Genomic DNA, 25,403 nt, shown 5'->3' with positions numbered 1-25,403 from the left:
AGCCTCGCGATGAAAACACCACCACCCGCCGTTGCCGACAGCCTGGACGCTTTGTACAAGGGCTATCACAGTTGGTTGCTGGTGTGGTTGCGCCAACGCCTGAACTGCCCGCAGCATGCGGCAGACATGGCTCAGGACACGTTCGTCCGCTTACTCAGCGCTGGCAGCTACGTTGCCCCCCGTGAACCACGGGCCTTGCTGGCCACGGTCGCGCGGCGCCTGCTGATCGACCGTGGCCGTAGGCACAAGCTCGAGCAGGCCTATCGCGAAGCGCTGGCGTTGCATGTGGAGCAGATGGAGCAAGCGCCTTCCCCCGAGCAGGTTCACGCCGCCGTACAAGCCCTGGAGCAGATCGACCGCGCCTTGTCGCGCATGCAGCCGCGGGTACGTCAGGCGTTTGTGCTGCGCCACCTTGAAGGCCTGAGCCACAGCGAAATCGCCGAGCACCTGCAGGTGTCCACCAAAAGCGTGCAGGGCTACCTGGTGCAAGCGCTGCTGGCATGCCACGCCGCTGCCGAGGCCTGCCTGTGAGCCCGGAAGTCCTCCATGAAGCCGCCGAATGGCTGGTACGCCTGGACGACCAGCCCAGCGGCCGCGACCGTGAAGCGTTTCGTGCCTGGCTGGCGCAGGACAGCGAGCACCTCGAAGCCTTCCAGCGCATGCAGGAAACCTTGGCGCCCTTGCAGTTACTCAAGCAGGCGCCGGCTCGCAGCGCGCTGCGGGCGCTCAAGCAACAGCGGCGTTCGGCGCAAGCCCTCAAGGCGCTCGCGCTGGCTGCCGTGCTGGCCCTGCCCTTAGGCATGCTCGTGCAGCAGGGGCCGGCGTATCTGCTGGCTGATATCCGCACCGGCAGCGGCGAATGGGCCACGCGGCAGTTGCCCGATGGCAGCCTGCTGCGGCTGGACGGTGGGTCCGCCGTCGACCTGGACTTCGATGAGCGTACGCGCACGCTTCACCTGCTGCGCGGGGAAATCCTGGTGGATGTGGCCAAGGACGCCGGGCGCCCGTTCAAGGTGGTGACCGAACATGGCAGCGTGCGGGCGTTGGGCACACGCTTTGTGGTGGAGCAATTGGCCGAAAGTTCGCGCCTGGCAATGGTCGAGTCCAGCACTGAAGTCGACAGCCATGGCCGGCAGCGGGTGGTGTCGGCAGGCCAGGAACTGTACTTCGACGCGACGGGGCCCGGCGAGGTGCAGGCCATCGACGGCAGGAGTGTGGAGCAGGCCTGGGCAAGACACCAGTTGGTAGTACGTGAACGGCCGCTGGTCGAAGTGCTTGAACAGCTGGGTCGTAATCATTCGGGCTACCTGCTGTTCGATCGCAAAGCCCTGGCGAACATCCGCGTCACCGCCGTATTGCCGGCCGACGACAGCGAGCGTGCATTGCGCCTGTTGGCGCGCAGCCTGCCGCTGGGTATCGATCACTACACGCCCTGGATCACGCGGGTGCGCTACCTGCACGCATCCGAGCCCAGATAAAAAAGATTCCCACCTGCTTCCAGTTCCCGATTTCCGTGCGTCCTTGTCGTAAGCCAACATAACGGAGTATCGGGAACATGCTTTCTACACTGCGCGCGCGCATTCCTTTCAGGCCTCGCAATGCACTGGCATTAGGCCTTCACCTGGGGCTGGGCAGCCTGCCGCTGTTGCTGGCACCGCTGGCGGTGGCCCAGCAGCAGGTGCAGCGCTATGACATCCCGGCAGGCGCCTTGGGTGATGTGCTCAGCAGCTTCGCACGGCAGGCCGGCGTGGCGATTTCGTTCGACGCCACACAAGTGGCTGGGCGGCGTAGCGCGGGCTTGCAGGGCAGTTATGGCGTGAATGAAGGCTTCGCCATGCTGCTGGGCGGGCAGGGCATGCAGGCGCAGGGCAGTGACGACGGCTTCGTGCTGGTCAGCGTGCCAGGCAGTGAAGGGGCGTTGGAACTGGGTGCGACCACCATCAACAGCCAGTTGCTGGGCAGCACTACCGAGGGCACGGGTTCGTACACCACGGGTATCACCAACGCTGCTACCAGGCTCAACCTCAGCCTGCGCGAGACACCGCAGTCGGTCAGTGTAATGACCCGCCAGCGGATGGAAGACCAGAACCTGCGCAGCATCGGGCAGGTGTTGGAGCAAACGCCGGGGGTCAATGTGCAGAGCCCGGGCAGTGATCGCCTGTATGTGTTCTCGCGCGGCCTGGCGATCGACAGCTACCAGTACGACGGCATGCCAACCACCACGTTCGCTTTCAGCCAGGCGCTGCCCCAGGCGCTTTCGGACATGGCGATCTACGACCGGGTCGAAGTGGTGCGGGGTGCTACCGGCTTGTTGACGGGGGCGGGCGACCCGTCCGGCACGGTAAACCTGGTGCGCAAGAAACCCACGGAGCATTTCAAGGGCTACATCAGTGGCGGGCTGGGCTCCTGGGATCTGTACCGCACTGAAGTGGATGTGTCCGGCCCGTTGACCGACAACGGTGCCGTGCGCGGCCGTGCAGTAGCGGCGTACCAGCAGAGCAACAGTTTCACCGACCACCTGCAGCAACAGAAGACCATCGTGTACGGCGTCAGCGAGATGGACCTGTCGCCGGACACGCTGTTTACCCTGGGCGTGGAGTACCTGGACAGCGACCCGCGAGGTTTCTCCACCACAGGTTTGCCGGTGGTGGCCACCGATGGCTCGGGGCGTGGTTTCCAGTACCGCATGCCGCGCTCGTACAACGGTGCCAGCCGCGATAGCAGCAACCAGCAGGAGTCGGTGAACACCTTCACCTCGCTTGAGCAGCGGTTGGGCGAAGGCTGGTCACTCAAGCTCGCTGCCAATTATCTGTACGGCACCCGAGACTACGACTCGGTCATCGTTGGTACCACCACCGGCGTGCTCAACCCGGCCACGGGCGATGGCTTGCGCTACACCGCCACCAAGGGTGACAACACGCAGAAGCAACGCGGCATCGACCTGATGCTCAGTGGCCCGTTCCAGTTGCTGGGGCGTGAACACGAGTTGGTGATGGGCTTCAATTACCAAAGCTATGAGAACCGCCGCAACGGCTTTGGCAACTTGCTGGCCAACGGCAGCAGCAACAATGGTGTCAGTGGTGTGCCGGTGAATGTCTGGACCTGGGACAACCAAGGCCCGACGCCGTCCTACAACTTCAACCGCGAGGACGACGATATCGACCAGCGCCAGACCGGCGCCTACCTGGCCACGCGCCTGAAGCCGACGGATGACCTGTCGGTAATTCTGGGTGCACGGGTCAGCAACTACCAGTACGACGCCCTGTTCCACTACCACGTTGCCAGCCTGCAACCCTATGACACCGAAGACTCGGTCAAGGCCACCGGTGAAGTGACACCCTATGCCGGCGTGGTCTACGACCTGAACGACGTGCACTCGGTTTATGCCAGCTATACCAGCATCTTCAAGCCGCAGCCTTATCGTAGCCAGGCCGGGAAGTTGCTGGAGCCGCGCGAAGGCGACAACTACGAAGTCGGCCTGAAGAGCGAGTATTTTGGTGGCCGCCTGAACACCGCCATCGCGCTGTATGAAGTCAAGCTGGACAACGACGCCGTGGCCGACGGGACCGTGGCCGGCAGCGATGGCCTGATTACCGCTTATCGTGCGGAAAAGACCACCACCCGCGGTATCGACATGGAACTGAGCGGGGAGCTGGCGCCGGGCTGGAACCTGGCCGCCAGCTATACCCATTCCAGGGTGAAGGACAACGACGGTGAGCGGGTCAAGACCACCATCCCGATGGACATGTTCAAGCTGTGGACCACTTACCAACTGACCGGTGACCTGCAGCGGCTGACCCTTGGCGGTGGTGTGAACTGGCAGAGCGGCATGCACTTTACCGCCACGCCATGGCAGGTCAGTAACCCTGTGAAGATCAAGCAAGGGGACTATGCCACGGTTGGCCTGATGGCCCGCTACAAGTTCAACCGGCAGTGGTCGGCGACTGCGACCGTGAACAACCTGTTCGATAAGAAGTACTTCAGCTCATTCGACGACAACTTCAACAGTGCGTCGTATGGCGAGCCGCGCAACTTCATGCTGAGTTCGAAGTGGGAGTTCTGAATCTTTAATGGGCTAGCGCCATGCCCTGTGGGAGCGGGCGTGCCCGCGAAGAATGCAACGCGGTATATGGCACCGGCTTCGCCGGTGTTCGCGGGCAAGTCGGATCGCCGCACCGCCGCTCCCACAGGGATCACGCCAGCTTTTAGAAATTGAGCAAGACAGTTGCTGGCGGACCTGAACTTTTCCGCAGGCAAAGAAAAAGGGCTTACCTTGCGGTAAGCCCTTCGTCTTGTTTGGTGGCTACACAGGGACTTGAACCCCGGACCCCAGCATTATGAATGCTATGCTCTAACCAACTGAGCTATGTAGCCGATGGCGCGCATTATTCTCTTGAACGGCCCCCCTGTCAACACTCATTTCAAAAAAAATTTGCACGCTTTCAAAAACTTAGCGGCCGGGCGCGGTTTCAGTGCACCACAAGCCAGTGTCCGAGCACGCCCTGCAACTGCAGATGCTGGGCCGCAGCCAGGGATTGCAGGCTTTGCTCAGGCTGATCGAGGTTGAAATCACCGCTCACCCGCCGATGGGCCATTTGTTCATCCATCATCCACAGGCGCTGCCCCTGGTAGCCGGCAAGGCGTTCCAGCACTTGCCCCAATGGCATGTCGACGGCTTTCAGGCGGCCGTTGCGCCAGCTGTCGGCGGTTTTAAGGTCAGCCTTCTGCACCGGGTCGATACGCGTGTCATCAAAAGTGACCCGCTCACCCGCCGAGACCATGCGCTGATCACCGCCTTGGGTGATCATGGCCTTGCCACTGAGTACCACCAGTTCATCATGACCTGCATGGCGGGCGACCTGCAGGCGGGTGCCGAACACCTGGATACGTGCGTTGCCCACTTCCACTTCCATGGCCCGCCCGTCGAGCACCACTTCCAGCAACACCTGGCCCTGCACCAGGTGCAACTGGCGGGTGCGGCCACGCAGGTCGACGTTCATGGCGCTGGCGCTGTCCATGTTCAGCGTGGTGCCATCTGCCAGGCGGGTGCTGCGGCGCTCGCCCACGTCGGTGTGCAGCTCGCTGGCCAGGCGCTGCATCAGCGGCCAGTACAGGTAGGCTGCAGCGCCCAGCACCAGCAGGAATAGCAGTGCCAACCATTTGCCCAGGTGGCTGCGGCGCACGGTGACTTGCCGTGGGCGCGGGCGGGCGGGTGGTGGCTGCAGTTGCTGCCAGAAGGTCTCCAGCTCGGCATAGGCGTGCGCGTTTTCTGGTACCTGGCACCAGGCCGCGAATGCCTGGCGCTGGGCTTCGTCACAGCCGGGTTGGCGCAATAGCGAAAACCACTCCAGCGCTTCCTGCTGTGGGTCGGGCTGCAACTGCATGGCGGGCATCGGGCTCATGGGGTCGGTCTGCTCACGATAGGGGCCGTTTCGCCCAACGATGACAGGGGTTTGAGTCAAGGATGCTAATTATATTGAGAACCATTTTCAAGTACGTTGCGACGGAGGGATAAAAAAGGTAGCTATGTATCTATTTGTTTCCTGATAATCGGATCCCAAACCTGAGCACGGAGATTTAGGCAAATGGCCATCAGTAGTGCCTCCACCGCGACCACCAGCGCAACGGCAAACCAAGCCACGCCGCTGGTGATGCGTATTATTGGTTTCTGTGCCCTGGCGCACCTGATCAACGACCTGATCCAGTCGGTGCTGCCGGCGATCTACCCGATGCTCAAGGCCAATTACGACCTGAGCTTCGCCCAGATCGGCCTGATCACCCTGACGTTCCAGATCACCGCTTCGCTGCTGCAACCCTGGGTCGGCTTCTTTACCGACCGCCGGCCGACGCCGAACCTGTTGCCGATGGGCACCCTGTGCACGCTGGTGGGCATCGTGATGCTTGCCTTCGTGGGCAGCTTCCCGATGATCTTGCTGGCCTCGGCGCTGGTGGGGATCGGCTCGTCGACGTTCCACCCGGAAACCTCGCGTATTGCACGCCTGGCCTCGGGCGGGCGCTTCGGCCTTGCACAGTCCACGTTCCAGGTGGGCGGCAATACCGGTTCGGCCCTGGGCCCGTTGCTGGCGGCGGCCATCGTCATCCCGTTCGGCCAGAGCCACGTAGCCTGGTTCGGCCTGGCCGCGCTGTTCTTCCTGGGCGTCACCCTGATGCTGCGTGGCTGGTACAAGGAACACCTCAACCAGGCGAAGGCGCGCAAGGCGGTGCAGGCCACCCATGGCATTTCGCGCAATCGGGTCATCGCGGCGCTGATCGTGCTGGGCCTGCTGGTGTTCTCCAAATACTTCTACATGGCCAGCTTCACCAGCTACTTCACCTTCTACCTGATCGAGAAGTTCGATGTGTCGGTGGCCAGCTCGCAGCTGCACCTGTTCCTGTTCCTGGGGGCGGTGGCGGCGGGTACCTTCTTTGGTGGGCCGATCGGTGACCGCATCGGGCGCAAGGCGGTGATCTGGTTCTCGATCCTGGGGGTGACGCCGTTCACCCTGGCGTTGCCGTATGCCGACCTGTTCTGGACCACCGTGCTGAGCGTGGTCATCGGCTTTATCCTGGCCTCGGCGTTCTCCGCAATCGTTGTGTATGCGCAAGAGCTGGTACCGGGCAGTGTGGGCATGATTGCCGGGATCTTCTTCGGGCTGATGTTCGGCTTTGGCGGCATCGGCGCGGCGCTGCTGGGCTATGTGGCAGACCTGCGTGGCATCGAATATGTTTATGGGGTGTGCTCGTTCCTGCCGTTGTTCGGGTTGTTGGCGGTGTTCTTGCCGAGTACCGGCAAGCGCTGATAAAGCCGGGGCTGCCTTGCAGCCCATCGCCGGCAAGCCAGCTCCCACCTCGACCGCATTGGCCTCAAGCCATACGCGGTCCCTGTGGGAGCTGGCTTGCCGGCGATGGGGCGCGTAGCGTCCCCGACAATTGACGACCTGATCATCGTTGGCCTAGAGTGCCGCCTCTTTTTCAACCGCCCACAAAGTAGCCAACGCAATGCGCCGTACCCAGTCCTTGCCCAACGCCCGCCAGCCTGCCCTCCAGGCCCTGCGCCGTGCGTGGCCGAGCGACACGGTGCTCAAGCGCCGTCGCAGCGTGCTGTTCGCCTTTACCTTCTCGCCACACCCCGCCTGAACTGATCTGCGCTTTTGCGTCGCTCGCCACCCGGCGTGCGCGCCTGTGTCTGCACGTCTTTTCGGTTTGCAAGGAGTGGTACATGAACATGCGTTTGCTGGCGGGCCTGTTGTTCGCCGTTTCGGTCGTGGGTTTCAGCCTGGGGGCCAGCCTGCCGCTGGTGTCGTTGCGCCTGCATGAGGCCGGGGCCGGCACCCTGGAAATCGGCATCATTTCTGCCATCCCCGCTGCGGGCATGATGCTCTCGGCGTTCCTGGTCGACGCCTGCTGCCGCCACCTCACCCGGCGTACCATCTACCTGCTGTGCTTCAGCCTGTGCACGGTCAGCATTGCCTTGCTCGAGTCGGCGTTCGGCTCGCTGTGGCTGCTGGCGCTGCTGCGCCTGGGCCTGGGGCTTGGCATGGGCATCGCCATCATCCTTGGCGAGTCGTGGGTCAACGAGCTGTGCCCGGAGCACAACCGCGGCAAGATCATGGCCCTGTATGCCACCAGCTTCACCGGCTTCCAGGTGCTTGGCCCGGCCATGCTGGCGGTGCTGGGGGCTGACAGCCCGTGGATCACCGGGGTGGTCACTGCCTGCTATGGCCTGGCGCTGCTGTGCATCGTGCTGACCGTTCCCAACGACCATGTCGAGCATGAAGAGGGGGAGAAGAGCTTCGGCCTGGCCGGGTTCTTCCGTGTGGCGCCGGCGTTGTGCATGGCGGTGCTGTTCTTCTCGTTCTTCGATGCCGTGGTGCTGTCGCTGCTGCCGGTGTATGCCACCAGCCATGGTTTTGCCGTGGGCGTGGCAGCGCTGATGGTGACCGTGGTGTTTGCCGGCGACATGCTGTGCCAGTTGCCGCTGGGCTGGTTGGCCGACCGGGTCGAGCGCACCGGGCTGCACCTGGTGTGCGGGTTGGTGGCGATGGCGATTGGCATCGGCCTGCCTTGGCTGCTGAACATGACCTGGCTGCTGTGGCCACTGCTGGTGGTGCTGGGCGCGGTGGCAGGCGGTATCTATACCTTGGCGCTGGTGCTGATCGGGCAGCGCTTCAAGGGCCAGGACCTGGTGACTGCCAACGCCAGCGTGGGCTTGCTGTGGGGTGTGGGTAGCCTGATCGGGCCACTGCTCAGTGGCGCGGCGATGGGTGTTGCGCCGCACGGCCTGCCCATGGCACTGGCGTTGATGGCAGGGCTGTTCGTGTGCTTTGCCCGCCAGTCGTACCGGCGTGCGGGGCGGGTGCGTGCGGTAGCGCAGTGATGGCGGTTCAGGCTGCGCCGATGTTTACCCAATAGCGCGTCCTGTAATCGACCCGCACGGGCAGGCTGCGCGTGAGCAATTGCAGGATCTGCCCGGTGTCGGCCAACTGGAAGGTGCCCGACACCTTCAGGTTCGCTACCTCAGGGGCGCAGCGCAACAGGCCCGGGCGGTAGCGGGCGAGTTCGGCGACAAACTCGGCCAATGGCATCTGCTGCACGCTGAGCACACCGTCGGTCCAAGCCCAGGGGTCGCTGCGCAATGTCACCGCCTGGATACTGCCGTTTGCCCCGACCTGCAGGGTTTCGCCCTGCGCTATCTGCCGCGCAGCGGCAGAGGAGGGGAACAGCGTCACTTCACCACGACGCACGGACAGCAGCAGCCCCTGATTGTTTTCGCGCAGCAGCAGTTGGCTGCCCAGGGTGGTCAGCGGGCCGACGCGGGTGTCGATGCGAAAAGGGCGGGTGTCATTCGGGTTGCTGTCCAGGCTGACTTCGCCCTGTACCAGCTCCAGTTGGCGTTGCTCGGCACTGTAGTGCAAATCGATGGCGCTGGCGGTGTTGAGCTGGATACGGCTGCCGTCACTGCCTTGCCACTGGCGCTGTTCACCTGTGGCGGTGCGGCTGTCGGCCAGCAACTGCGGCAGGCCCAAGGGCTCGCGTGCAGCCCAGCCCAGGCTGCCGCCAACGGCGAGCACGCCCAGCAGTTTGAGGTGGTCGCGGCGGCTGACCTGTTGGCGCTGGCTGCCGGCCAGGGTGCGCCGGCTGAGCGCCTTGGGCAGCCCGGCCATTTCGTCGCTGAGGTGGCTGACACGTTGCCAGGCCAGCGGGTTGTGTGGGTGGCTGCCCAGCCACTGCTGGAATTGTTGCTCGGTACGCGCGCTGGGGCGGTCAAAGCGCAGTTTCACCAGCCAGTCGATGGCCTGGTCGACCTGCGCCTGCGCCGGCGTGATGTCAGGCGTCGGCATAGCGCAACCGGTAGCAGACGCCCAGCGCCTTGGCCAGGTCGCGCTCGATGGTGGCGCGGGACACATCCAGCTGCTGGGCGATCTGCACAATGCTCAAACCGTCCAGTTGGGCCAGCAGAAACGCTTGGCGTGTACGTGGTTTCAACTGGTGAAGGGCACGGTCAAGACGGTCCAGTGCATCGAGAATGACCAGCCGGTGCTCTTCGCTGGGCACCTCGGCTTCGGGCAGGTGGGCAAGGCTTTCCTGGTAGGCCCGCTCCAGCGCACCACGGCGGAACTGGTCAATCATCAAGCCACGGGCGATGCTGCTAAGGTAGGCGCGGGGTTCTTTCAGCGGCGACACCTGGCGGGCCCGCAATACCCGCACAAAGGTATCCTGGGCCAGGTCGGCGGCTTGCTCGCTGCAACCGACGCGGCTGCGCAACCAGCCACGGAGCCAGCCATGGTGGGCCTGATACAGCAGAGCGACCTCGGTCGGCCTGAGCGTGTCGTTGATCTGCATCTTGGCGAAGGCCCGGTCCCGTATGATGTGTGATTGCGAATATTTCTCAATTCTATGCGGGTATAACGGCGTCGGGCAATGGTATGCCAGGAATAAGCCGCGCAAGAACCGGCGTTTGTCCGATGAACGGCTGCGCTAAGCTGGACCTGCAACAACCGTGATGGAGCTGCCATGATTCTTGCCGACCTTTCGCCACAGGCCTACCGCGAGGCTACCGATTACCTGGCCGCGCTCGACCCGGACTGGGCGCGGCACATTGCTGCCATTGGGCCCTGCCTGCACCAGGCCACGCCCGGGCGTGAGCCTTACGAGGCGTTGGTCAGGGCCATTGCCTATCAGCAACTGCACGCCCGTGCCGCCGAGGCGATCCTTGGTCGCTTGCTGGCACTGTTCCCGCAGGCTGAATTTCCGTCGCCGGAGCAGTTGCTGGCAGCCAGCCCGCAAACCCTGCGCGCCTGTGGTTTCTCGGCAAGCAAGATGGCCACGGTGCAGGGCATCGCCCAGGCGCGGCTGGAGGGTAGGGTGCCAACGCGGGAAGAGGCTTTGGCCATGGCCGATGAAGCCTTGATCGAGCGCCTGATAGCCTTGCGCGGGGTAGGGCGGTGGACGGTGGAAATGCTGTTGATCTATTGCCTGGAGCGCTCGGACATTCTGCCGGTGGACGACTTTGGCGTGCGCGAAGGGTATCGGCGGCTGAAGGGGCTGGAAAAGGCGCCGACACCGGCGCAGATGCGCTCGCTGGGTGGTGGATGGCGGCCTTACCGCACGGTGGCGGCCTGGTACCTGTGGCGGGCCTGAGGTTTTTGCACTGCCTGTGCCGGCCCTTTCGCGGGCAAGCCCGCTCCCACAGGTACTCCACAGGGCTCGGGCATTGTGCAATCTCTGTGGGAGCGGGCTTGCCCGCGAAGAGGCCAGCACAGGCGAACACTTATCTGGATGCTGCCCCATGACTCTGTACACCACTCCCGACCAACGCTGGCAAGCCGTAGAGTCCCGCGACACCACCGCCACCGGCCACTTCGTCTTCGCCGTCCGCACCACCGGCGTCTACTGCCACCCCGGCTGCAAGTCGCGGATGGCCAAGCGCTGCAACGTCGAATTCTTCGACACCCCCGTTGCCGCCGAAGCGGCCGGTTACCGTGCCTGCAAACGCTGTATCGCCAAGGCCAGCACCACCCGCCACAGCCAACTGGTCACCCGTGCCTGCCGCCTTATCGAAACCAGCGACCCTGCGCCCAGCCTCGACCAGCTCAGCGCGCAGTTGGCCGTGAGCCCCTTCCACCTGCACCGCCTGTTCAAGGCTGAAACCGGTGTTACCCCCAAGGCCTACGCCACCGCCTTTCGCGCCCGGCGCTTGCGTGCGCACCTGGATGACGGCCAGCGCTCAGTCACCGACGCCATCTACGACGCTGGCTACAACTCCAACAGCCGCTTCTACGAAAGCGCCGACCAGCGCCTGGGCATGCGGCCCCGGCAGTACCGCTCCGGTGGCACAGGGGCAACCATCCACTTTGCTGTTGGCCAATGTTCGCTGGGCGCGATTCTGGTGGCCCAGAGCGAGAAGGGTATTTGCGCAATCCTGCTGGGCGACGACCCTGAAGCCCTGCTGCAAGACCTGCAAGACCAGTTTCCCAAAGCCCGCCTGATTGGCGGCGACAGCGACTACGAGCAACGGGTTGCCGAAGTGGTGGGTTTTGTCGAGGCTCCGGCGCTGGGCCTGGCCTTGCCACTGGATGTGCAGGGCACAGCGTTCCAGGAGCGCGTGTGGCAGGCCCTGCGCGAGGTACCGGCAGGCACCCGGGTCAGTTACACCGACATCGCCGAGCGCATCGGCGCGCCCAAGGCCGTGCGTGCGGTGGCCATGGCCTGCGCGGCCAACCACATCGCCGTGGCCATACCTTGTCATCGGGTAGTGCGCCGCGACGGCGACATCAGCGGCTATCGCTGGGGTGTCGAGCGCAAGCAGCAGTTGCTGAAGCGAGAAACGGCACTCTCCTGATTGCCTGAAGCCGCGTAGAATCCCCCGCCAAATCGAGTTGTAAAGAGGAAACTTCGATGAGGCGTGTCAGCCTTGCCCGCTATTGCGCAGGCCTTATGGTCCTGATGTTGGCGCTTGCCAGCCCGGCCTGGTCGGCCCCGACCACGGCATTGTCCAACCTGGCAGCTGCCGAAGCGCCAGCGCTGGATGAAAACGCCAGCATTGAACAACTGAGTGACCGGCTGGACCTGATTCGCCAGGGCGTCACCAGCGAGGCCAACGACGACCTGCTGTCGCAACTGCGCCTGGCCGCCATGCAGGTGCAACGCCAGGCGGATGCACTGAGTGCACAGCGTACCGCTGACATAGGCAAGCTCGACGACAAGCTGAAGGTCATCGGCCCGCTCCAGCCGGACGAGGCCGCCACCCTGACCCAGCAGCGCAAAGCGCTGGAGGCCGAGAAAAAGGCCCTGGTAGCCCAGCAGGACCAGGCCACCAAGCTGACCCAGTCGGCCCGGGACCTGTCCACGCAAATCGTCAACCTGCGCCGCAGCCAGTTCAACTCGCAGATCACCAGCCGCGCGGCTTCGCCACTGAGCCCGGCGTTCTGGCAAAGCATCATTCGCCCCACCCAGGACGACGTGGCGCGCCTGCGTGACCTGCGCGGCGAGGCTGCCGATGCCATCGGCAGTGCCTTCAGCGCCGAGAACCGCTGGCTGTTCCTCGCCAGCCTGGTGGCGGCGATTCTGGTCTGGACCTTGGTGCGGCGCGTGCTGGAGCGGTTGCTGGCCAGCGCCATGGTCGGCTGGTTGCCCGAAGGCCGGCTGCGCCGCAGCGCCTTGGCCGTGGGCGTCAGCCTGGCAACCCTGGGCACCATTGCTGGCTCTGTGTCGCTGCTGCGCTGGGGGCTGGAGAGCAGCGCCGAGTTGGGCGCCGATATCGCCAGCCTCACCAACCACATTCTCACCCTGGTGGTGTTCAGCGCCTTCATCACCGGCCTTGGCCGCGCCATGCTGATGCTGCAGCGCCCGTCCTGGCGGCTGCCGGCGATCCATGACGAAGTCGCCAGTGCGCTGGGCTGGTTCCCCAAGGTGCTGGCTTTGGCGCTGATGGTCATGATGACCATGGAGCGCATGAACAGCGTGATCGGCGCCAGCCTGGCGCTGACCGTGGCCGTCAATGGCCTGACCGCGCTGGTGGTGGCGTGCATTTTTGCCGGCGCGCTGCTGCGCTACCGTCACACCCTGCGCAAGCATGACCTGGAGCGCCCCACGGGCCTGGCCGGGCTGATCCCGTTCGTGATGGTCATCTGGTTGGCGTTGATTCTGCTGGCGCTGCTCACCGGTTACCTGACACTCGCCTATTTCCTTACAGCCAAGCTGCTGTGGGTGAGCCTGGTGGTCACCTGTGCCTACTTGTTGACGACCTTCTTCGGCGACCTGTGCGAAACCCTGCTGTCGCCACGTCAGCCCGGCGGGCTGGCGCTGGCCGCCACCCTGGGACTGGCGCCTCGTCACCAGGCCCAGGCCAGCACTATCCTGGCCGGCATCGGTCGCACCATCGTGCTGTTCCTGGCGCTGTTGCTGGTGTTGATGCCGTCGGGTACCAGCCCAAGCGAGTTGCTGCTGAGCCTGGGTGACTGGGACGGCACTGGTGGCAAGTTGCTGGGCAACCTGAACATCGTGCCGCAGGACATCCTGCTGGCGCTGGGGATCTTCTTCGGCGGCTTGTTCGCCATTCGCGTGGTCAAGCGCTGGCTGAGCGATCGCCTGCTGCCGGAAACCGACATGGACGCCGGCATGCGCGCCTCGCTGGTGACCCTGGTGGGTTACCTGGGCTTCCTGTTCCTGGCCATGCTGGTGATGTCGACCTTGCGCATCAACCTCACCAGCCTGACCTGGGTGGTCAGTGCGCTTTCGGTAGGTATCGGTTTTGGCTTGCAGCAGATCGTGCAGAACTTCATCTCCGGCCTGATCCTGCTGACCGAACGCCCGGTGAAGGTGGGCGACTGGGTCAGCCTGGCGGGCGTGGAGGGTGATATCCGCCGCATCAACGTGCGCGCCACCGAGATCCAGATGTCTGACCGTTCGACGGTGATCGTGCCCAACTCGCAGTTCATTTCGCAGAACGTGCGCAACGTGACCATGGGCAATGCGCTGGGCGTGGTCGGCATTACCCTGACACTGCCGCTGGAGACCGATGCCAACCGTGTGCGCGAGCTGTTGCTGGCGGCGTACCACGAGCATGAGGCGATTCTGGATGCGCCGGCGACTTCGGTGTCATTCAAGGACCTGACCAGCAGCGGGATGGTGATTGGGGTCAGTGGCTATGTAGCGGGGCCGCGGCAGGTTTCGGGTACCCGTAGCGACTTGCTGTTCACCATTCTTGGGCGGTTGCGCGATGAAGGCATCCCGCTGTCGTCGCCGCAAAGTATGGTGCTGGTCCAGGAGGGCTCTCGCCCCACTGACGAGTCGGTGTGAAGAGCGGGGGCGCAAGGCGCCCCCGAATTCAATGCTGCTTGGCCTGCCTGATCCGCAGCAAGATCACCAGCAGCACCAACAGTACAGGCGGCGCCATGGCCAACAGGCCATCCCGCGCCGTCAGCCCCAGGCCCAGCACATTCAGCCCGCCATACAGCAGCTTGAACAAGTTCAGCAGGTAATAGGTGATGGCGAAGATCGACAGCCCTTCCACCGCCCGCTGGATCTTCACCTGGGCGTCGGCCCGGGTATTGAGGCTGCGCAGGATCTCGGCGTTCTGTTCTTCCATCTCTACCTGTACCCGTGCCTGCAACAGGTCGCCCAGGTTCGCCACGTTCTTCGCCAATTGCTCAAGCCGCTGCTCGGTAGCTGCGCAATAGCGCACTGTCGGTTTGAACCGGCGCTCGATGAACACCCCCAGGCGCTGGCAGTCGCCCACGTGGCTTTCCCGCAGCTCGCCCAGGCGTTCGAACACCAACTGTGCATAGGCCTGGGTGGCGCCGAAGCGGTGGCGGGTTTTCACCGTGTGGCTGACCACCTGGCGTGACAGGTGGGCGATGGCCTCCAGCAGCCCTTTGGAATCATGCCCATCGCCCCCGGCACTGCGCTCGGAAAGGCTGACCAAGGTCTTGTCGAAGGCATCGAGTTCCTGGCTCAGGGCCTTGGCCGTGGTCAGGGTCAACGAGGCCATCATGCGGTACGTCTCGATCTCCAGCAGGCGACGGATCATGCGGCCCTGGCGGTAGGCATTGAGGCGGCGGTTGATGAACAGGAAGCGGCTGGTGCCATCCTCGGTCAGGCGAAAATCACTCCACACCACCGCATCGCCACCGCCAACGCACGAGCCGCACGGGTCCTTGAAGCCATAATGGGCCAGGTTCAGGTCCTGTTCGTCACGTACCAGCACCTGCACGGCATTGATTACCTGCGCCGCCTGCGGGGCAATCGCTTCGGCCAGCACAGGCGGCAGGGTTTGCCATTCAATGTCGGTGGCAGCGCAGGGCACCACCAGCGTCAGGGTAAAGAACTCGGTGTGCCGTTCCCATTTGAACGGGTGGCCGTCCAGGCGGGTGATGCCCTGGGCCGCTGCACTGTCCAGAGCCTCCGGGCAGCAGCGTTGCAGCAGCGCAGCGCACGCGGCATCACCGCCGAGCAGGGCCAGGTGGAAGACATGCGCCGGGCCGTCGAAGTACAGCGACGGGCGGGCGTGCAGTTCGTTGTGCAAGGCGGTGCGTTGAGGGTGCATGGGTGGTCCGGCCTGGTGTTGTGATTGTGGGGGTACCAGGAAGTGGGACTTTGCGGGGGGAGGGGAAAGTCACGCGGGGCGCAGTTTTGTTCTGCTTGTGCCGGCCTCTTCGCGGGTGAATCGGACCGCCGCACCGCCGCTCCCACAGGTACAGCGCTGCCTGTCGGGCCTGTGCTATCCCTGTGGGAGCGGGCGTGCCCGCGAAGAGGCCAGAGAAGCCAGCATCAATCTTCGAGCTTTTCTTTGTCAGGACTCTCAGCGAAAAGCCGATCTGCGATCAGCTTGCCTCTATCCATGCCCTCAGGTGTCAACCAGACAGACTTCGCCTTGCCCTGCGGTTTGGTGATGAACCCTTGCTCATGCAGCTTGTTCATCACCTCAAAATCGAAGCCTTTCCAGGCATTACCGCCGTTGAAGCTGAAGGTCGCCAGCAGGGCAAGCACCGCGTCTTCGATCAACTGGTCGTCATAATTCATGATTTCGTCCTCGTTAGCGGCTGTAGCTGGTTGACACTGATGTCGGCACAGCAACTGCCTTGAGAGGAGAGTCTCACTATTTAGCGGTTCGGGCGAGACGATTTATCAATGTGTCGCTACCTCCAGCCGAAGCAGTGGGTTTCAGGTTGGGACAGGTCTCACATCCGAGGGGCCAAGGCGAGGGCTTCGCCCTCGATCGCCGGCAAGCCAGCTCCCACAGGGACTGCGCAAGACTTTGGATTTTGAGCAAAACCATTGCTCCCACAGGTACTGCACATAGCTTGAGGCCGATGCGGTCGAGGTGGGAGCTGGCTTGCCTGCGAATGGGCCGCAACGCGGCCCCTTGCGATATCAGCCGAGGCACCGGGTCACATGCTTGACCGACTGGTAGGCCGACAACCCCCAAGGCCCCAGCTCACGGCCGATCCCGCTCCCCTTGGTGCCGCCCCAGGAGGTTTCGACAAACACCGCCTGTATCGAGTTGATCCACACATGGCCAACCTCCAGCGCATCGGCCACGCGCTCGGCACGTTCAAGGTCAGCGGAGCAGACGGTAGCTACCAGCCCGAAGCGGCTGTCGTTGGCCTCGGCAATCGCCTGTTCCTCACTGGCAAACCGCCGTGCGCACAGCACCGGGCCAAAGATTTCCTCGGTCCATAGGCGGCTGTGTTTCGGCACATCGGTATACAGCGTCGGGCTGACGAACCAGCCGTCACGGTCAAGCGCCTTGCCACCGGCCAGGCACTGCAAACCTTCCTCGCGCGCAGTGGCAAAGTAACTGGCCACCTTCAGCCATTGCGCCTGGCTGGTCAGCGGGCCCATGTCGACTTCTTCGGTCAGCGGATTACCGACCCGCAGGTTTTCCAGGGCTGCCTGCAAGCGCGGCAGCAGCGCATCGGCAATACCGTCCTGCACCAGCAGACGCGAAGTGGCCGAGCACATCTGCCCGGCGTTCCAGGTGATGCCGGCGACGATCCATTCCACCGCCTGGTCCACATCGCAATCATCGAATACCACGATCGCCGACTTGCCACCCAGCTCCAGCGTCACCGGCCGGCACTGCGCCGACGCGCTGCGCATCACCTGGCTGCCAACACTGTTGCTGCCGGTGAACGACAGCTTGTCCAGGCCATTGTGGCTGCTCAGCGCGGCACCGGTCTCGGCTTTGCCGTTGACGATGTTCAGCACGCCAGCCGGCAGGCCCAGGGCATCGGCGATCTGGCCGTAGGCCTGCTCGATCAGTGGGGTGACTTCCGAAGGCTTGAGCACCACGGTGCAGCCGGCGGCCAGGGCTGGCGCGAGCTTCCAGGCGCTGGTCACCAGTGGGAAGTTCCACGGCACGATCAGGCCGACCACACCCACTGGTTCCAGGCGGGTGCGGGCGGTGAAGCCTGGCACGGCCAGCGGCACATCGCGGTTCTTCGATGGCAGCTGTTCTGCCAGCTCGGCGTAGTAGCTGAAGGTGGCGATGGCATCGTCGAGGTCGATCTCGGCCTCATGACGTGGCTTGCCGTTGTTGCGCATTTGCAGGGTGATCAACGCTTCACGGCGCTGCCCGAGCTGTTCGGCAAAGCCGCGCAGGTAAGCGGCGCGTTCGCTGGCGCTGGTGCTTTTCCAGGCGGGCAGGGCGCCCCGGGCGGCGGCCACGGCCTGGTCGACCTGGGCAACGCTGGCCGCCATGAACTCGGCGAACGGTTGCCCGAGCGCTGGGTCGTTGACGCTGATGCAGTCGCTGCCTTGGCCTTCGACCCAGCGGCCGGCGATGTAGTGGGAAGTGGTCATGGTCGGTTTCCAGTCAGGCCATTTCGGCAGTGGTTACCGGCGTGTGCGCAGTGCTTTTGCAGCGCACCCAACGCGGCCCTTGAGGGCCATACACGCCAGCAGGTTCAGGGAACAGGTTGAGCAGCAACAGGTACAGCACGCCAGCCAGGCCGAGGGTGACCGGCAGGCTCAGGTCGATGCCACCGGCCAGGTCGCCCAGCGGGCCGACGAACTGCCCTGGCAGGTTGACGAAGCACAGGCCAACCGCCGCGCTGGGGATCCACGCCCCCATGCCGCGCCAGTTCCAGCCATGCAGGAACCAGTAGTGGCCACCACGCTGGCCGCGGGTGAATACCTGCAGGTCATCGGCGTGGTAGAAGCCGCGGCGGGTGATCAGGCCGAGGATCATGATCACCATCCAGGGGCTGGTGCAGGTGATGATGAGCACTGCAAAGGTCGACACGCTCTGTACCAGATTGAAGGTGAAGCGGCCAACGAAGATGAAGCCGATCGCCAGCACACCGATCAGCAACGTGGCGCCGGCGCGGCTGAGCAGGCGCGGGAACACGCTGGACATGTCCAGGCCGGTGCCATACAGCGCTGTGGTGCCGGTGGACATGCCGCCGATCACTGCAATCAGGCACACCGGCAGGAAGAACCAGCTTGGTGCCACTGCCAGCAAGCCGCCCACATAGTTGTTGGCGGCAATGTAGTCCGGTGCCTGGGTTGCTACCAGGGTGGCGGTGCACAGGCCGAACAGGAACGGAATCAGCGTTGCACCCTGGGCAGCAATCACCGCCGGCATGATGCGCGTTTTGGGTGTTTCCCGCGGGATGTAGCGCGACCAGTCGCCCAAGAAGGCGCCAAACGACACCGGGTTGCTCATGGCCAGGATCGCCGCCCCGACGAACGCCGCCCAGAAGCCCGCCTGGCCCAGGTTGACGCTACCGGCATAGCTGGCGTCGAATGGCCCGGCAAAGGCGACGATGCCCAGCAGGAACAGCAGGCTCGAAGCCCACACGGCGATCTTGTTGACCCACAGCATGAAGCGAAAGCCAAAGATGCACACCACCAGCACCAGCACGGCGAACAGGCCGTAGGCCAGGCCCAGGGTGAGGTCGGTTTCCGGCAGGCCAGCCAGGCGCTTGGCGCCACCGACCAGAGCATCGCCCGAGCTCCACACCGACAGCGAGAAGAACGCCACCGCCGTGAGCAGCGACAGGAACGAGCCGACGATACGCCCGTGCACGCCAAAGTGTGCGCCCGACGACACCGCGTTGTTGGTGCCGTTCAGCGCCCCGAACAGGCCCATTGGCGCAAGAATCAGCGCGCCCACGCCGACGCCGAGCAGAATCGCCCATACGCCTGCCTGGAACGACAGCCCGAACAGCACCGGGAAACTGCCCAGCACGGCCGTGGCGAAGGTATTGGCACCGCCGAAAATCAGGCGGAACAGGTCCAGTGGGGAGGCGTCGCGTTGATCGGCGGGGATCTGTTCGACGCCGTTGGTCTCGATACCGGTCGAGTGGCTCATGGTGATGCTCCAGCGCGGTTGTTGTAGCCGGCGCAGTGCGCGGGCCTTCTTGTGGGTGCGATGGCAGGGCGGCAGGGCCGCGTAAAAAGGTGATCAGGCCGGCGAGACGACCGACAGGTGCTCATGGCAGGCCAGCCACTGGTCGCCATGGCGGCGGAAGACGATGGTCTCGCGCTCGCTCAATTGCAGTTCCTCACCGGCGATACGAATGTGTGTGGCCACATCGTGCATGAAGATCGCCACGTCACCTTGCAGGCTTACGTGGGCATTGCCCGATTCGCAGGCAAGCACGGCAAAACCTTCGGCCTGCCACTGGGCCCAGAGGTCTTCGTAGGCGCGGCGCGACAGCAGCGGTTGCGGCAAGGTGTGGAAAAGGAACGTGGCGTCTTCGCTGAAGCAGGCGAAATAGCGGGCGGTATCGTTGCTGGCAAACGCGGCAACGAGGTCGGCGGCGGCTTGGCGCACCTGGAGTGTCTGGTCCACGGGAGTGGCCTCACGGTTTTTGTGATTATGGTGAAGCGATTCTGGTGGCGGTTGGCAAACGGACAAATCGCTGGCAGCAAATAATCAGTTCAGGAATTTGTGAAGTGATGGCAGCGACCAGGTACCCGACCAAGTGGCGCTGATGCAGCACATGCCATTTGTCTGCTTTAACGCCCCCCTGATATTGAAATGCCCCTTCATGTAAATAATACTGCTTCCCATTAACACCCTCGCGTAACCCTGCCCCGAGGTATTTCCGTGTCGTCGCAGCCTCACAACGCTCAAGTCGGCGAGCTTTACCGTGGCCATCACTCGTGGCTGCGTGGTTGGTTGTTCAAGCGCCTGGAATGTCAGCACCAGGCCGCCGACCTGGCCCAGGACACGTTCCTGCGCCTGCTGGGGCGTGACACCCTCAACGGGCTGCGCGAACCCCGTGCGTTTCTGGCCACCGTCGCCAAGGGGCTGGTGGTTGACCATTACCGTCGGCTGAGCCTGGAGCGCGCCTGGCTCGACAGCCTGGCGTGTTTGCCTGAGCCCGAGGCCCCGTCAGCCGAAGCGCGGGTACTGGTGCTTGAAACCCTGATGGAAATCGACCGCATGCTCGATGGGCTGAAGCCCAAGGTGCGCAGTGCGTTCCTGCTGTCGCAACTCGACGGCCTGACTTATCCACAGATCGCCGAGCAGCTTGGCATCTCGCTCAGCTCGGTGCAGCAGTACATGACCCAGGCGTTTGGCCACTGCTATCGAGTGCTGTATTCGTGAGTGCAGCCGAACCGACCGAGCTGGTGGTGGCGCAGGCCATCGACTGGCGCGTACGCCTGGCCTCGGGGCTGGCCCAGGTGGAAGAACTGCAAGCCTGCCAGCGCTGGCGCAGCCTGCACCCAAGCCATGAGCAGGCCTGGCAGCGCCTGGCTGTGTTCGATGGGCGCCTGGGCGCGATGCCGCCACCCCAGGCCAGCCAGGCCTTGCGTTACCGTGACCGGCGCACGGTGCTCAAAGGGCTGGTGTTGCTGGTTGGCGGTTCAGCCGTGGTTGGTAGCGCAAGCCTGGGCTTGCGCGGTTCGCCCTGGCTGGCAGCGCAGCAAACTGCCATGGGGGAGCGCAGGCGCCTGCAGTTGCCTGATGGCGGTTGGCTGCAGATGAACAGTGACACCGCACTGGACCTGGCATTCGACAGCCAGCAACGGCGGGTAAAACTGCTGGCCGGCGAGGTGATGATCCAGACCGGCAAACAGGGGGCTGAACGGCCATTCTGGGTCGATACCCCCCAGGGTGTCTTGCAGGCATTGGGGACCGCTTTCTCGGTACGGCTCAATGGCGACAGCGCGTTGCTGGCCGTAGAGGAGGGGGCCGTTGCCGTGAGGCCGGGCACCTGGCAGCAACCGGCAGCCGTTATCCACGCTGCAGAGCAGGTGCGTTTCGACCGGCAAGGGGTGTTTGCAACCCAGCCGCTGGACCGCGATGCACTGGCCTGGCGCGATGGGTACCTGGTGGTTCGGCAATGGCCTTTGGCACAACTGTGTGCCGAGCTTGGGCGTTATCGCAGCGGGGTGTTGCGCTGTGACCCGGCCGTTGCGCACTTGCTGATTTCCGGCGTATTCCCGCTGGACGAACCTGACCGGGCGCTGGCGGCATTGGGCCGCAGCTTGCCGGTGCGGGCGCGCTACCTGACCCGGTGGTGGGTAACCCTCGAGCCGGCCTGACAACGTGCATTGGCCCCTTCGCGGGCATGCCCGCTCCCACAGGCATAGTGTTAACTCGAAGCCAGCACAGTTCCTGTGGGAGCGGGCGTGCCCGCGAAGCAGCCCACGCAAACCTCATTGAAAATATTTCCTGTTTCTTTTGCAGTTTTTTCGCCGTGGCTCGGCCTCCTTGCAATTCCGCTCATGACCACAAGGAAACCCCATGGCGTCGTTCCCGCACACTCCGCTTGCCCGCGCCCTGCGTATCGCCCTGCTAGGCCTGAGCGTCAGCCTGCCTCTGGGCAGCCTGGCGCAAGCCGCGCCAAGCCATCACTTCGAAGTCCCGGCCGGTAGCCTGGAAGGTGCCCTCAATGCCTACGCCCGCCAGGCTGGGGTGCTGTTGAGTTTCGACCCGGCGCTCACCCGTGGCCTGAGCAGCCGCGGGCTGTCAGGTGATTACCCCATCGATGTAGGCTTTGCTTCCCTGCTCGGCAACACCGACCTGGCCGCCGAGGTCAGCAGCGATGGCAGCTGGCGCGTGGTGCGAGCAGCAACCGAAGGGGCCGTAACCCTGCAGGCACAGACCATTTCAGCCACGGGCGAGGAGAACCCGTTAGGGCCGGTGGGCAGTTACGTGGCCAAGCGCAGCGTAACCGCCAGCAAGACCGACACGCCGATCCACGAGACCCCACAGTCGATCTCGGTGGTAACCCGTGAGCGCATGGAGGCCCAGGGTGTGCAATCGGTCAACGAGGCCCTGCGCTATACCCCGGGCGTGTCCTCCTACGGCGCCAACAACCGCTCCGACTGGTACACCGTGGTGCGCGGCTTTTCGCCCACCACTTACCTCGACGGCCTGCAACTGCCGACCACCATCAACCTTGCCAGCTGGATGGTCGACCCCTACATGCTCGAACGTGTCGAAGTGCTGCGCGGCCCGGCGGGTGTGTTGTACGGGCAGGGCGACCCGGGAGGGGTGATCAACCAGGTCTCCAAGCGCCCCAGCACTGTCAGCAGCCATGAAATCCAGGCCCAGTACGGCACCGATGCGCGCCGCCAGTTGGGCTTTGATAGTACCGGTGCACTGGATGAAGAAGGCGTGTGGAGCTACCGCGTAACTGCAGTCGGCCATGAAGCCAATATTCGTGATACGCCGTGGGAGGACAAACGCCAGGCGCTTTCTGCCGCCCTGACCTGGCAGCCTTCCGAAGACACCCGGCTGACGGTAATGGGCAACTACCTGGCGGATGATTCCAACGCTCAGGACAACTTCCTGCCCGCGGTCGGTACCTTGTCCCACTCGCCCTACGGCAAGATCGGCCGCGATACCTTCACCGGCGACAAGCACTTCTCCAAATACGAGAAGACCCAATACAGCCTCGGCTACGAATTCGAAACCCGCCTGAACGACGTCTGGCAGCTGCGCCAGAACCTGCGCTATTCGCACCTGGACCTGAACGACAACATGGTCTTCGGCGTTGGTACCACTGGCTACTACGGCATGGAAGGCGGTGACGAGCGCACGCTGCTGCGCTACGCCGGCATCGAAAACCCCAAGTACAGCCGTTGGGCTGTGGATAACCAGGCCCAGGCCGATTTCAGCACGGGTGGCATCCGCCACACCCTGCTCATTGGCGTGGACTGGCAGCGCCAGCAAACCTCTGACCCACAGGCGTATGTCCTGACGACCCCCGTCGACTTGTACGGCGGTGTGGACTACGGCCCGGTCGACGCCAGCCAGTTCACCCCGGATACCTGGAGCTACAGCCACCAGACCAGCCGCCAGACCGGGCTGTACCTGCAAGACCAGCTGCATTTCGCCGACCACTGGGTACTCACCCTGGGGGGCCGCTATGACTGGGCCACCTCCGCAACCCGCAACTGGACCGATGCCGGCTCCGATCCCGAAATCCACACCCGCGACGAGGCATTCAGTGGCCGGGTTGGCCTGGTGTACCTGGCCGACAATGGCCTGGCGCCTTACCTGAGCTACAGCGAAGGCTTTACGCCTAACCCCGGCACCGATGCCAACAACCAGCCGTTCGAACCCACCGAAGCCAAGCAATATGAGGCGGGCATCAAGTACCAGCCGCCGGGCTCGAACAGTTCGGTAACCGCCGCCGTATTCGAAATTACCCAGGACAATGTGCTGACCACTGCCCCAGGCAACCCCAACGACAAGGTGCAGACCGGCCAGGTGCGCTCGCGTGGCATCGAGCTGGAAGGGGTGGCCAGCCTGAGCAACGAGCTCAACCTGATTGCCACCTACACCTACCAGGACGTAAAGGTGACCAAGGCCAATGACGAGACGGATGGCAAGACGCCAATCAGTATCCCGACACCGCGCAACCTGGCCTCGGTATGGGCTGACTACACCTTGCATGATGGTTTGCTCAAGGGCCTGGGTTTTGGCGCCGGGGTGCGTTACACCGGGCGCAACCCGGGGGCACCGGACAACTCGCTGAATGTGCCGGCCTATACCTTGCTCGATGCGGCCGTGCACTACGAAACAGAGCCATGGCGCTTCGCGGTCAATGCCAGCAACCTGGCTGACAAGGAGTATGTGGCGGGTTGTTATGACGCTACCCGTTGCATCTACGGCAATGGCCGCACAGTGCTAGGCACGGCGACCTATCGCTGGTAAACGCCAATCTTGTGGGAGCGGGCTTGCCCGCGAAGAATGCGACGCGCGGCATGGCACCGGCTTCGCCGGTGTTCGCGGGCAAGCCCGCTCCCACAGGGGTTGTATTGGCTGTGCCGCTGAAGGTTGCTGTCATCTGACTGCAACGAATATTCAGCAACATTTCTGCCATTTCCCCGTGCCTCATTGCGAGTTCGAATGGGCCATCCCGCGCTACACCTGCCACAGGACCACGACCTGTTCGGCCTGCTCTACGCCTTCGCCTTCCGTCCCGGCCAGCCCGGGCGTGAAATCGACTCGGCGCAGTTGCTGAGCATGCTCGGCCAGCCGCTGGAGCCGGGCGAGTTCCTGTGGGTGCACCTGAACCTTGCCCACGCGGCCTGCGAGCGCTGGCTGCGCACCCACCTGCAATTGCCCGACGCGTTCTTCGAAACCCTGCGCGAAGGTTCTCGCTCGACCCGCATCGAGCACGCCGACTCGGCATTGCTGGCAGTGGTGAACGACGTGGTGTTCAACTTCGGCCTGGTATCGTCGGACATCTCCACCTTGTGGGCCTGCGCCAGCAGCCAGTTGCTGGTGAGTGCGCGACTACAGCCATTGCACTCGGTGGACAAGCTGCGCTCGTCGGTCAAGCATGGCGAGCGCTTCCATTCGTCCATCGAGCTGCTGGTGCACCTGCTGCGCGACCAGGGCGATGTGCTGACCCAGATCGTGCGCGAAACCACCACCAGCGTCGACCGTATCGAAGACCAGTTGTTGTCTCAGCGCCTCAGCGACAACCGTGCCGAACTGGGCAGCATGCGCCGGGTGCTGGTGCGCTTGCAGCGCCTGCTGGCACTGGAACCGGGGGCATTGCTGCGCCTGCTCAACCGGCCACCCGAGTGGTTGCAGGAGCAAGACATCCGCCAGTTGCGCGCGGCCACAGAGGAATTCACCCTGGTCATCAGCGACCTCACCGCCCTGGGCGAGCGGATCAAGCTGTTGCAGGAAGAAATTGCCGCCAAGCTCAACGAGCAGACCAACCGCACCCTGTTCACCCTGACCGTGGTCACCGTGCTGGCGCTGCCGATCAACATCATCGCCGGTTTCTTCGGCATGAACGTCGGCGGCGTGCCCTTGGCAGAAAACCCTCATGGTTTCTGGGTACTGGTGGCCTTGGTGGCGACCTTCACTGTGCTGGTCGGGCGCTGGGCGTTTCGCAAACGGCAGGAATACTGACCCGACCGACGGCCCCTGCACACCTGCATCCTTGCCTACGCTGATACTCCCAACCCGCTGA

Annotated in this window: 21 protein-coding genes and 1 tRNA gene; 13 read left to right on the top strand and 9 right to left on the bottom strand. The window is 63.8% G+C overall.

What is annotated here, in order from left to right:
- The first annotated feature begins 9 nt into the window (after positions 1–9).
- The 3 genes from ACIQUI_RS11595 (at position 10) to ACIQUI_RS11585 (ending at position 4,063) form a co-directional block, all read left to right on the top strand.
- Positions 10–531: a sigma-70 family RNA polymerase sigma factor gene (locus ACIQUI_RS11595; protein ID WP_403198380.1), complete on the top strand. Its 522-nt coding sequence runs from the start codon at positions 10–12 to the stop codon at positions 529–531.
- A complete protein-coding gene (locus tag ACIQUI_RS11590; RefSeq protein ID WP_403198377.1) occupies positions 528–1,478 on the top strand; it encodes a FecR family protein in 951 nt (316 codons plus the stop codon). The genes ACIQUI_RS11595 and ACIQUI_RS11590 overlap by 4 nt, the downstream gene beginning before the upstream one ends.
- Positions 1,479–1,555: 77 nt before the next feature.
- Positions 1,556–4,063 (top strand): TonB-dependent siderophore receptor, encoded by a 2,508-nt coding sequence (locus ACIQUI_RS11585; protein WP_403198374.1) that lies wholly within the window; start codon positions 1,556–1,558, stop codon positions 4,061–4,063.
- Positions 4,064–4,297: 234 nt separating this feature from the next.
- Here the strand turns inward: ACIQUI_RS11585 and ACIQUI_RS11580 are convergent.
- Together ACIQUI_RS11580 and ACIQUI_RS11575 are read right to left on the bottom strand one after the other, a co-directional pair.
- Positions 4,298–4,374 (bottom strand) — tRNA-Met (locus ACIQUI_RS11580).
- 95 nt (positions 4,375–4,469) lie between these two features.
- The gene (locus ACIQUI_RS11575; protein WP_403198471.1) at positions 4,470–5,393 is read right to left on the bottom strand and encodes a FecR family protein; all 924 of its coding nucleotides are present in this window, start codon (positions 5,391–5,393) and stop codon (positions 4,470–4,472) included.
- Between the two features lie 192 nt (positions 5,394–5,585).
- On the opposite strand from ACIQUI_RS11575, the gene ACIQUI_RS11570 reads away from it, so the two are divergent.
- The 3 genes from ACIQUI_RS11570 to ACIQUI_RS11560 all read left to right on the top strand — a co-directional run bounded on the left by ACIQUI_RS11570 (position 5,586) and on the right by ACIQUI_RS11560 (position 8,377).
- Entirely contained in the window at positions 5,586–6,800 is a 1,215-nt protein-coding gene (locus ACIQUI_RS11570) for an MFS transporter (protein ID WP_403198371.1), read from the top strand.
- Between the two features lie 199 nt (positions 6,801–6,999).
- Positions 7,000–7,137 carry a hypothetical protein gene (locus ACIQUI_RS11565; RefSeq protein WP_403198368.1) on the top strand — a complete coding sequence of 46 codons (138 nt, stop codon included), beginning with the start codon at positions 7,000–7,002 and terminating at the stop codon, positions 7,135–7,137.
- Positions 7,138–7,219: 82 nt separating this feature from the next.
- Complete coding sequence (locus tag ACIQUI_RS11560; RefSeq protein WP_403198365.1) at positions 7,220–8,377, top strand: MFS transporter; 1,158 nt, start codon at positions 7,220–7,222, stop codon at positions 8,375–8,377.
- 7 nt (positions 8,378–8,384) lie between these two features.
- On the opposite strand, the gene ACIQUI_RS11555 is transcribed toward ACIQUI_RS11560, so the two are convergent.
- Both ACIQUI_RS11555 and ACIQUI_RS11550 read right to left on the bottom strand, forming a co-directional pair.
- Positions 8,385–9,341, bottom strand: coding sequence for a FecR domain-containing protein (locus ACIQUI_RS11555; protein WP_403198363.1), 957 nt, complete (start codon positions 9,339–9,341; stop codon positions 8,385–8,387).
- A complete protein-coding gene (locus ACIQUI_RS11550) occupies positions 9,328–9,843 on the bottom strand; it encodes a sigma-70 family RNA polymerase sigma factor (RefSeq protein WP_403198360.1) in 516 nt (171 codons plus the stop codon). Before ACIQUI_RS11550 ends, ACIQUI_RS11555 begins: the two co-directional genes overlap by 14 nt.
- A 171-nt stretch (positions 9,844–10,014) precedes the next feature.
- Between ACIQUI_RS11550 and ACIQUI_RS11545 the strand changes: the two genes are divergently transcribed.
- The 3 genes from ACIQUI_RS11545 (at position 10,015) to ACIQUI_RS11535 (ending at position 14,301) form a co-directional block, all read left to right on the top strand.
- Positions 10,015–10,641, top strand: a complete 627-nt coding sequence (locus ACIQUI_RS11545; protein WP_403198357.1) for a DNA-3-methyladenine glycosylase family protein — start codon at positions 10,015–10,017, stop codon at positions 10,639–10,641.
- Positions 10,642–10,789: 148 nt separating this feature from the next.
- Positions 10,790–11,842 carry a bifunctional DNA-binding transcriptional regulator/O6-methylguanine-DNA methyltransferase Ada gene (ada, locus tag ACIQUI_RS11540; RefSeq protein WP_403198354.1) on the top strand — a complete coding sequence of 351 codons (1,053 nt, stop codon included), beginning with the start codon at positions 10,790–10,792 and terminating at the stop codon, positions 11,840–11,842.
- A gap of 56 nt (positions 11,843–11,898) precedes the next feature.
- Positions 11,899–14,301 (top strand): DUF3772 domain-containing protein, encoded by a 2,403-nt coding sequence (locus tag ACIQUI_RS11535; protein WP_403198352.1) that lies wholly within the window; start codon positions 11,899–11,901, stop codon positions 14,299–14,301.
- Positions 14,302–14,329: 28 nt separating this feature from the next.
- Here the strand turns inward: ACIQUI_RS11535 and ACIQUI_RS11530 are convergent, their stop codons facing one another.
- The 5 genes from ACIQUI_RS11530 to ACIQUI_RS11510 all read right to left on the bottom strand — a co-directional run bounded on the left by ACIQUI_RS11530 (position 14,330) and on the right by ACIQUI_RS11510 (position 19,801).
- Positions 14,330–15,547: a DUF3422 domain-containing protein gene (locus tag ACIQUI_RS11530; RefSeq protein ID WP_403198350.1), complete on the bottom strand. Its 1,218-nt coding sequence runs from the start codon at positions 15,545–15,547 to the stop codon at positions 14,330–14,332.
- A gap of 224 nt (positions 15,548–15,771) precedes the next feature.
- Positions 15,772–16,023, bottom strand: coding sequence for a DUF6429 family protein (locus ACIQUI_RS11525; protein WP_403198347.1), 252 nt, complete (start codon positions 16,021–16,023; stop codon positions 15,772–15,774).
- 351 nt (positions 16,024–16,374) lie between these two features.
- Positions 16,375–17,805 (bottom strand): aldehyde dehydrogenase family protein, encoded by a 1,431-nt coding sequence (locus tag ACIQUI_RS11520; protein WP_403198344.1) that lies wholly within the window; start codon positions 17,803–17,805, stop codon positions 16,375–16,377.
- A 13-nt stretch (positions 17,806–17,818) separates the two neighbouring features.
- Positions 17,819–19,318, bottom strand: a complete 1,500-nt coding sequence (locus ACIQUI_RS11515) for a purine-cytosine permease family protein (RefSeq protein ID WP_403198342.1) — start codon at positions 19,316–19,318, stop codon at positions 17,819–17,821.
- A 93-nt stretch (positions 19,319–19,411) separates the two neighbouring features.
- Positions 19,412–19,801, bottom strand: a complete 390-nt coding sequence (locus tag ACIQUI_RS11510) for a YybH family protein (RefSeq protein WP_403198340.1) — start codon at positions 19,799–19,801, stop codon at positions 19,412–19,414.
- 258 nt (positions 19,802–20,059) lie between these two features.
- On the opposite strand from ACIQUI_RS11510, the gene ACIQUI_RS11505 reads away from it, so the two are divergent.
- From ACIQUI_RS11505 to ACIQUI_RS11490, 4 genes are all read left to right on the top strand, one after another.
- Positions 20,060–20,563 (top strand): sigma-70 family RNA polymerase sigma factor, encoded by a 504-nt coding sequence (locus tag ACIQUI_RS11505; protein ID WP_403198337.1) that lies wholly within the window; start codon positions 20,060–20,062, stop codon positions 20,561–20,563.
- Positions 20,560–21,504: a FecR domain-containing protein gene (locus ACIQUI_RS11500; RefSeq protein WP_403198335.1), complete on the top strand. Its 945-nt coding sequence runs from the start codon at positions 20,560–20,562 to the stop codon at positions 21,502–21,504. Before ACIQUI_RS11505 ends, ACIQUI_RS11500 begins: the two co-directional genes overlap by 4 nt.
- A gap of 202 nt (positions 21,505–21,706) precedes the next feature.
- Positions 21,707–24,127: a TonB-dependent siderophore receptor gene (locus tag ACIQUI_RS11495; protein ID WP_403198333.1), complete on the top strand. Its 2,421-nt coding sequence runs from the start codon at positions 21,707–21,709 to the stop codon at positions 24,125–24,127.
- A gap of 195 nt (positions 24,128–24,322) precedes the next feature.
- Complete coding sequence (locus ACIQUI_RS11490) at positions 24,323–25,342, top strand: transporter (protein ID WP_403198331.1); 1,020 nt, start codon at positions 24,323–24,325, stop codon at positions 25,340–25,342.
- Positions 25,343–25,403: the final 61 nt, after the last annotated feature.

The sequence above is a fragment of the Pseudomonas sp. NPDC090592 genome, from assembly GCF_044769185.1.
Lineage (GTDB): Bacteria > Pseudomonadota > Gammaproteobacteria > Pseudomonadales > Pseudomonadaceae > Aquipseudomonas.
Note: the sequence above shows the minus strand (reverse complement) of the source record. Positions and strands in the feature narration are given on the sequence as shown.

Bases quoted from the DNA above. Each gene is read 5' to 3' on its own strand.
- ACIQUI_RS11550 (WP_403198360.1), bottom strand. From the start codon at position 9,843: ATGCAGATCAACGACACGCTCAGGCCGACCGAGGTCGCTCTGCTGTAT.
- ACIQUI_RS11525 (WP_403198347.1), bottom strand. From the start codon at position 16,023: ATGAATTATGACGACCAGTTGATCGAAGACGCGGTGCTTGCCCTGCTG.
- ACIQUI_RS11575 (WP_403198471.1), bottom strand. From the start codon at position 5,393: ATGCCCGCCATGCAGTTGCAGCCCGACCCACAGCAGGAAGCGCTGGAG.
- ACIQUI_RS11595 (WP_403198380.1), top strand. From the start codon at position 10: ATGAAAACACCACCACCCGCCGTTGCCGACAGCCTGGACGCTTTGTAC.
- ACIQUI_RS11495 (WP_403198333.1), top strand. From the start codon at position 21,707: ATGGCGTCGTTCCCGCACACTCCGCTTGCCCGCGCCCTGCGTATCGCC.
- ACIQUI_RS11555 (WP_403198363.1), bottom strand. From the start codon at position 9,341: ATGCCGACGCCTGACATCACGCCGGCGCAGGCGCAGGTCGACCAGGCC.
- ACIQUI_RS11585 (WP_403198374.1), top strand. From the start codon at position 1,556: ATGCTTTCTACACTGCGCGCGCGCATTCCTTTCAGGCCTCGCAATGCA.
- ACIQUI_RS11560 (WP_403198365.1), top strand. From the start codon at position 7,220: ATGAACATGCGTTTGCTGGCGGGCCTGTTGTTCGCCGTTTCGGTCGTG.
- ACIQUI_RS11530 (WP_403198350.1), bottom strand. From the start codon at position 15,547: ATGCACCCTCAACGCACCGCCTTGCACAACGAACTGCACGCCCGCCCG.
- ACIQUI_RS11520 (WP_403198344.1), bottom strand. From the start codon at position 17,805: ATGACCACTTCCCACTACATCGCCGGCCGCTGGGTCGAAGGCCAAGGC.
- ACIQUI_RS11515 (WP_403198342.1), bottom strand. From the start codon at position 19,318: ATGAGCCACTCGACCGGTATCGAGACCAACGGCGTCGAACAGATCCCC.
- ACIQUI_RS11490 (WP_403198331.1), top strand. From the start codon at position 24,323: ATGGGCCATCCCGCGCTACACCTGCCACAGGACCACGACCTGTTCGGC.
- ACIQUI_RS11545 (WP_403198357.1), top strand. From the start codon at position 10,015: ATGATTCTTGCCGACCTTTCGCCACAGGCCTACCGCGAGGCTACCGAT.
- ACIQUI_RS11570 (WP_403198371.1), top strand. From the start codon at position 5,586: ATGGCCATCAGTAGTGCCTCCACCGCGACCACCAGCGCAACGGCAAAC.
- ACIQUI_RS11535 (WP_403198352.1), top strand. From the start codon at position 11,899: ATGAGGCGTGTCAGCCTTGCCCGCTATTGCGCAGGCCTTATGGTCCTG.
- ACIQUI_RS11565 (WP_403198368.1), top strand. From the start codon at position 7,000: ATGCGCCGTACCCAGTCCTTGCCCAACGCCCGCCAGCCTGCCCTCCAG.
- ada (WP_403198354.1), top strand. From the start codon at position 10,790: ATGACTCTGTACACCACTCCCGACCAACGCTGGCAAGCCGTAGAGTCC.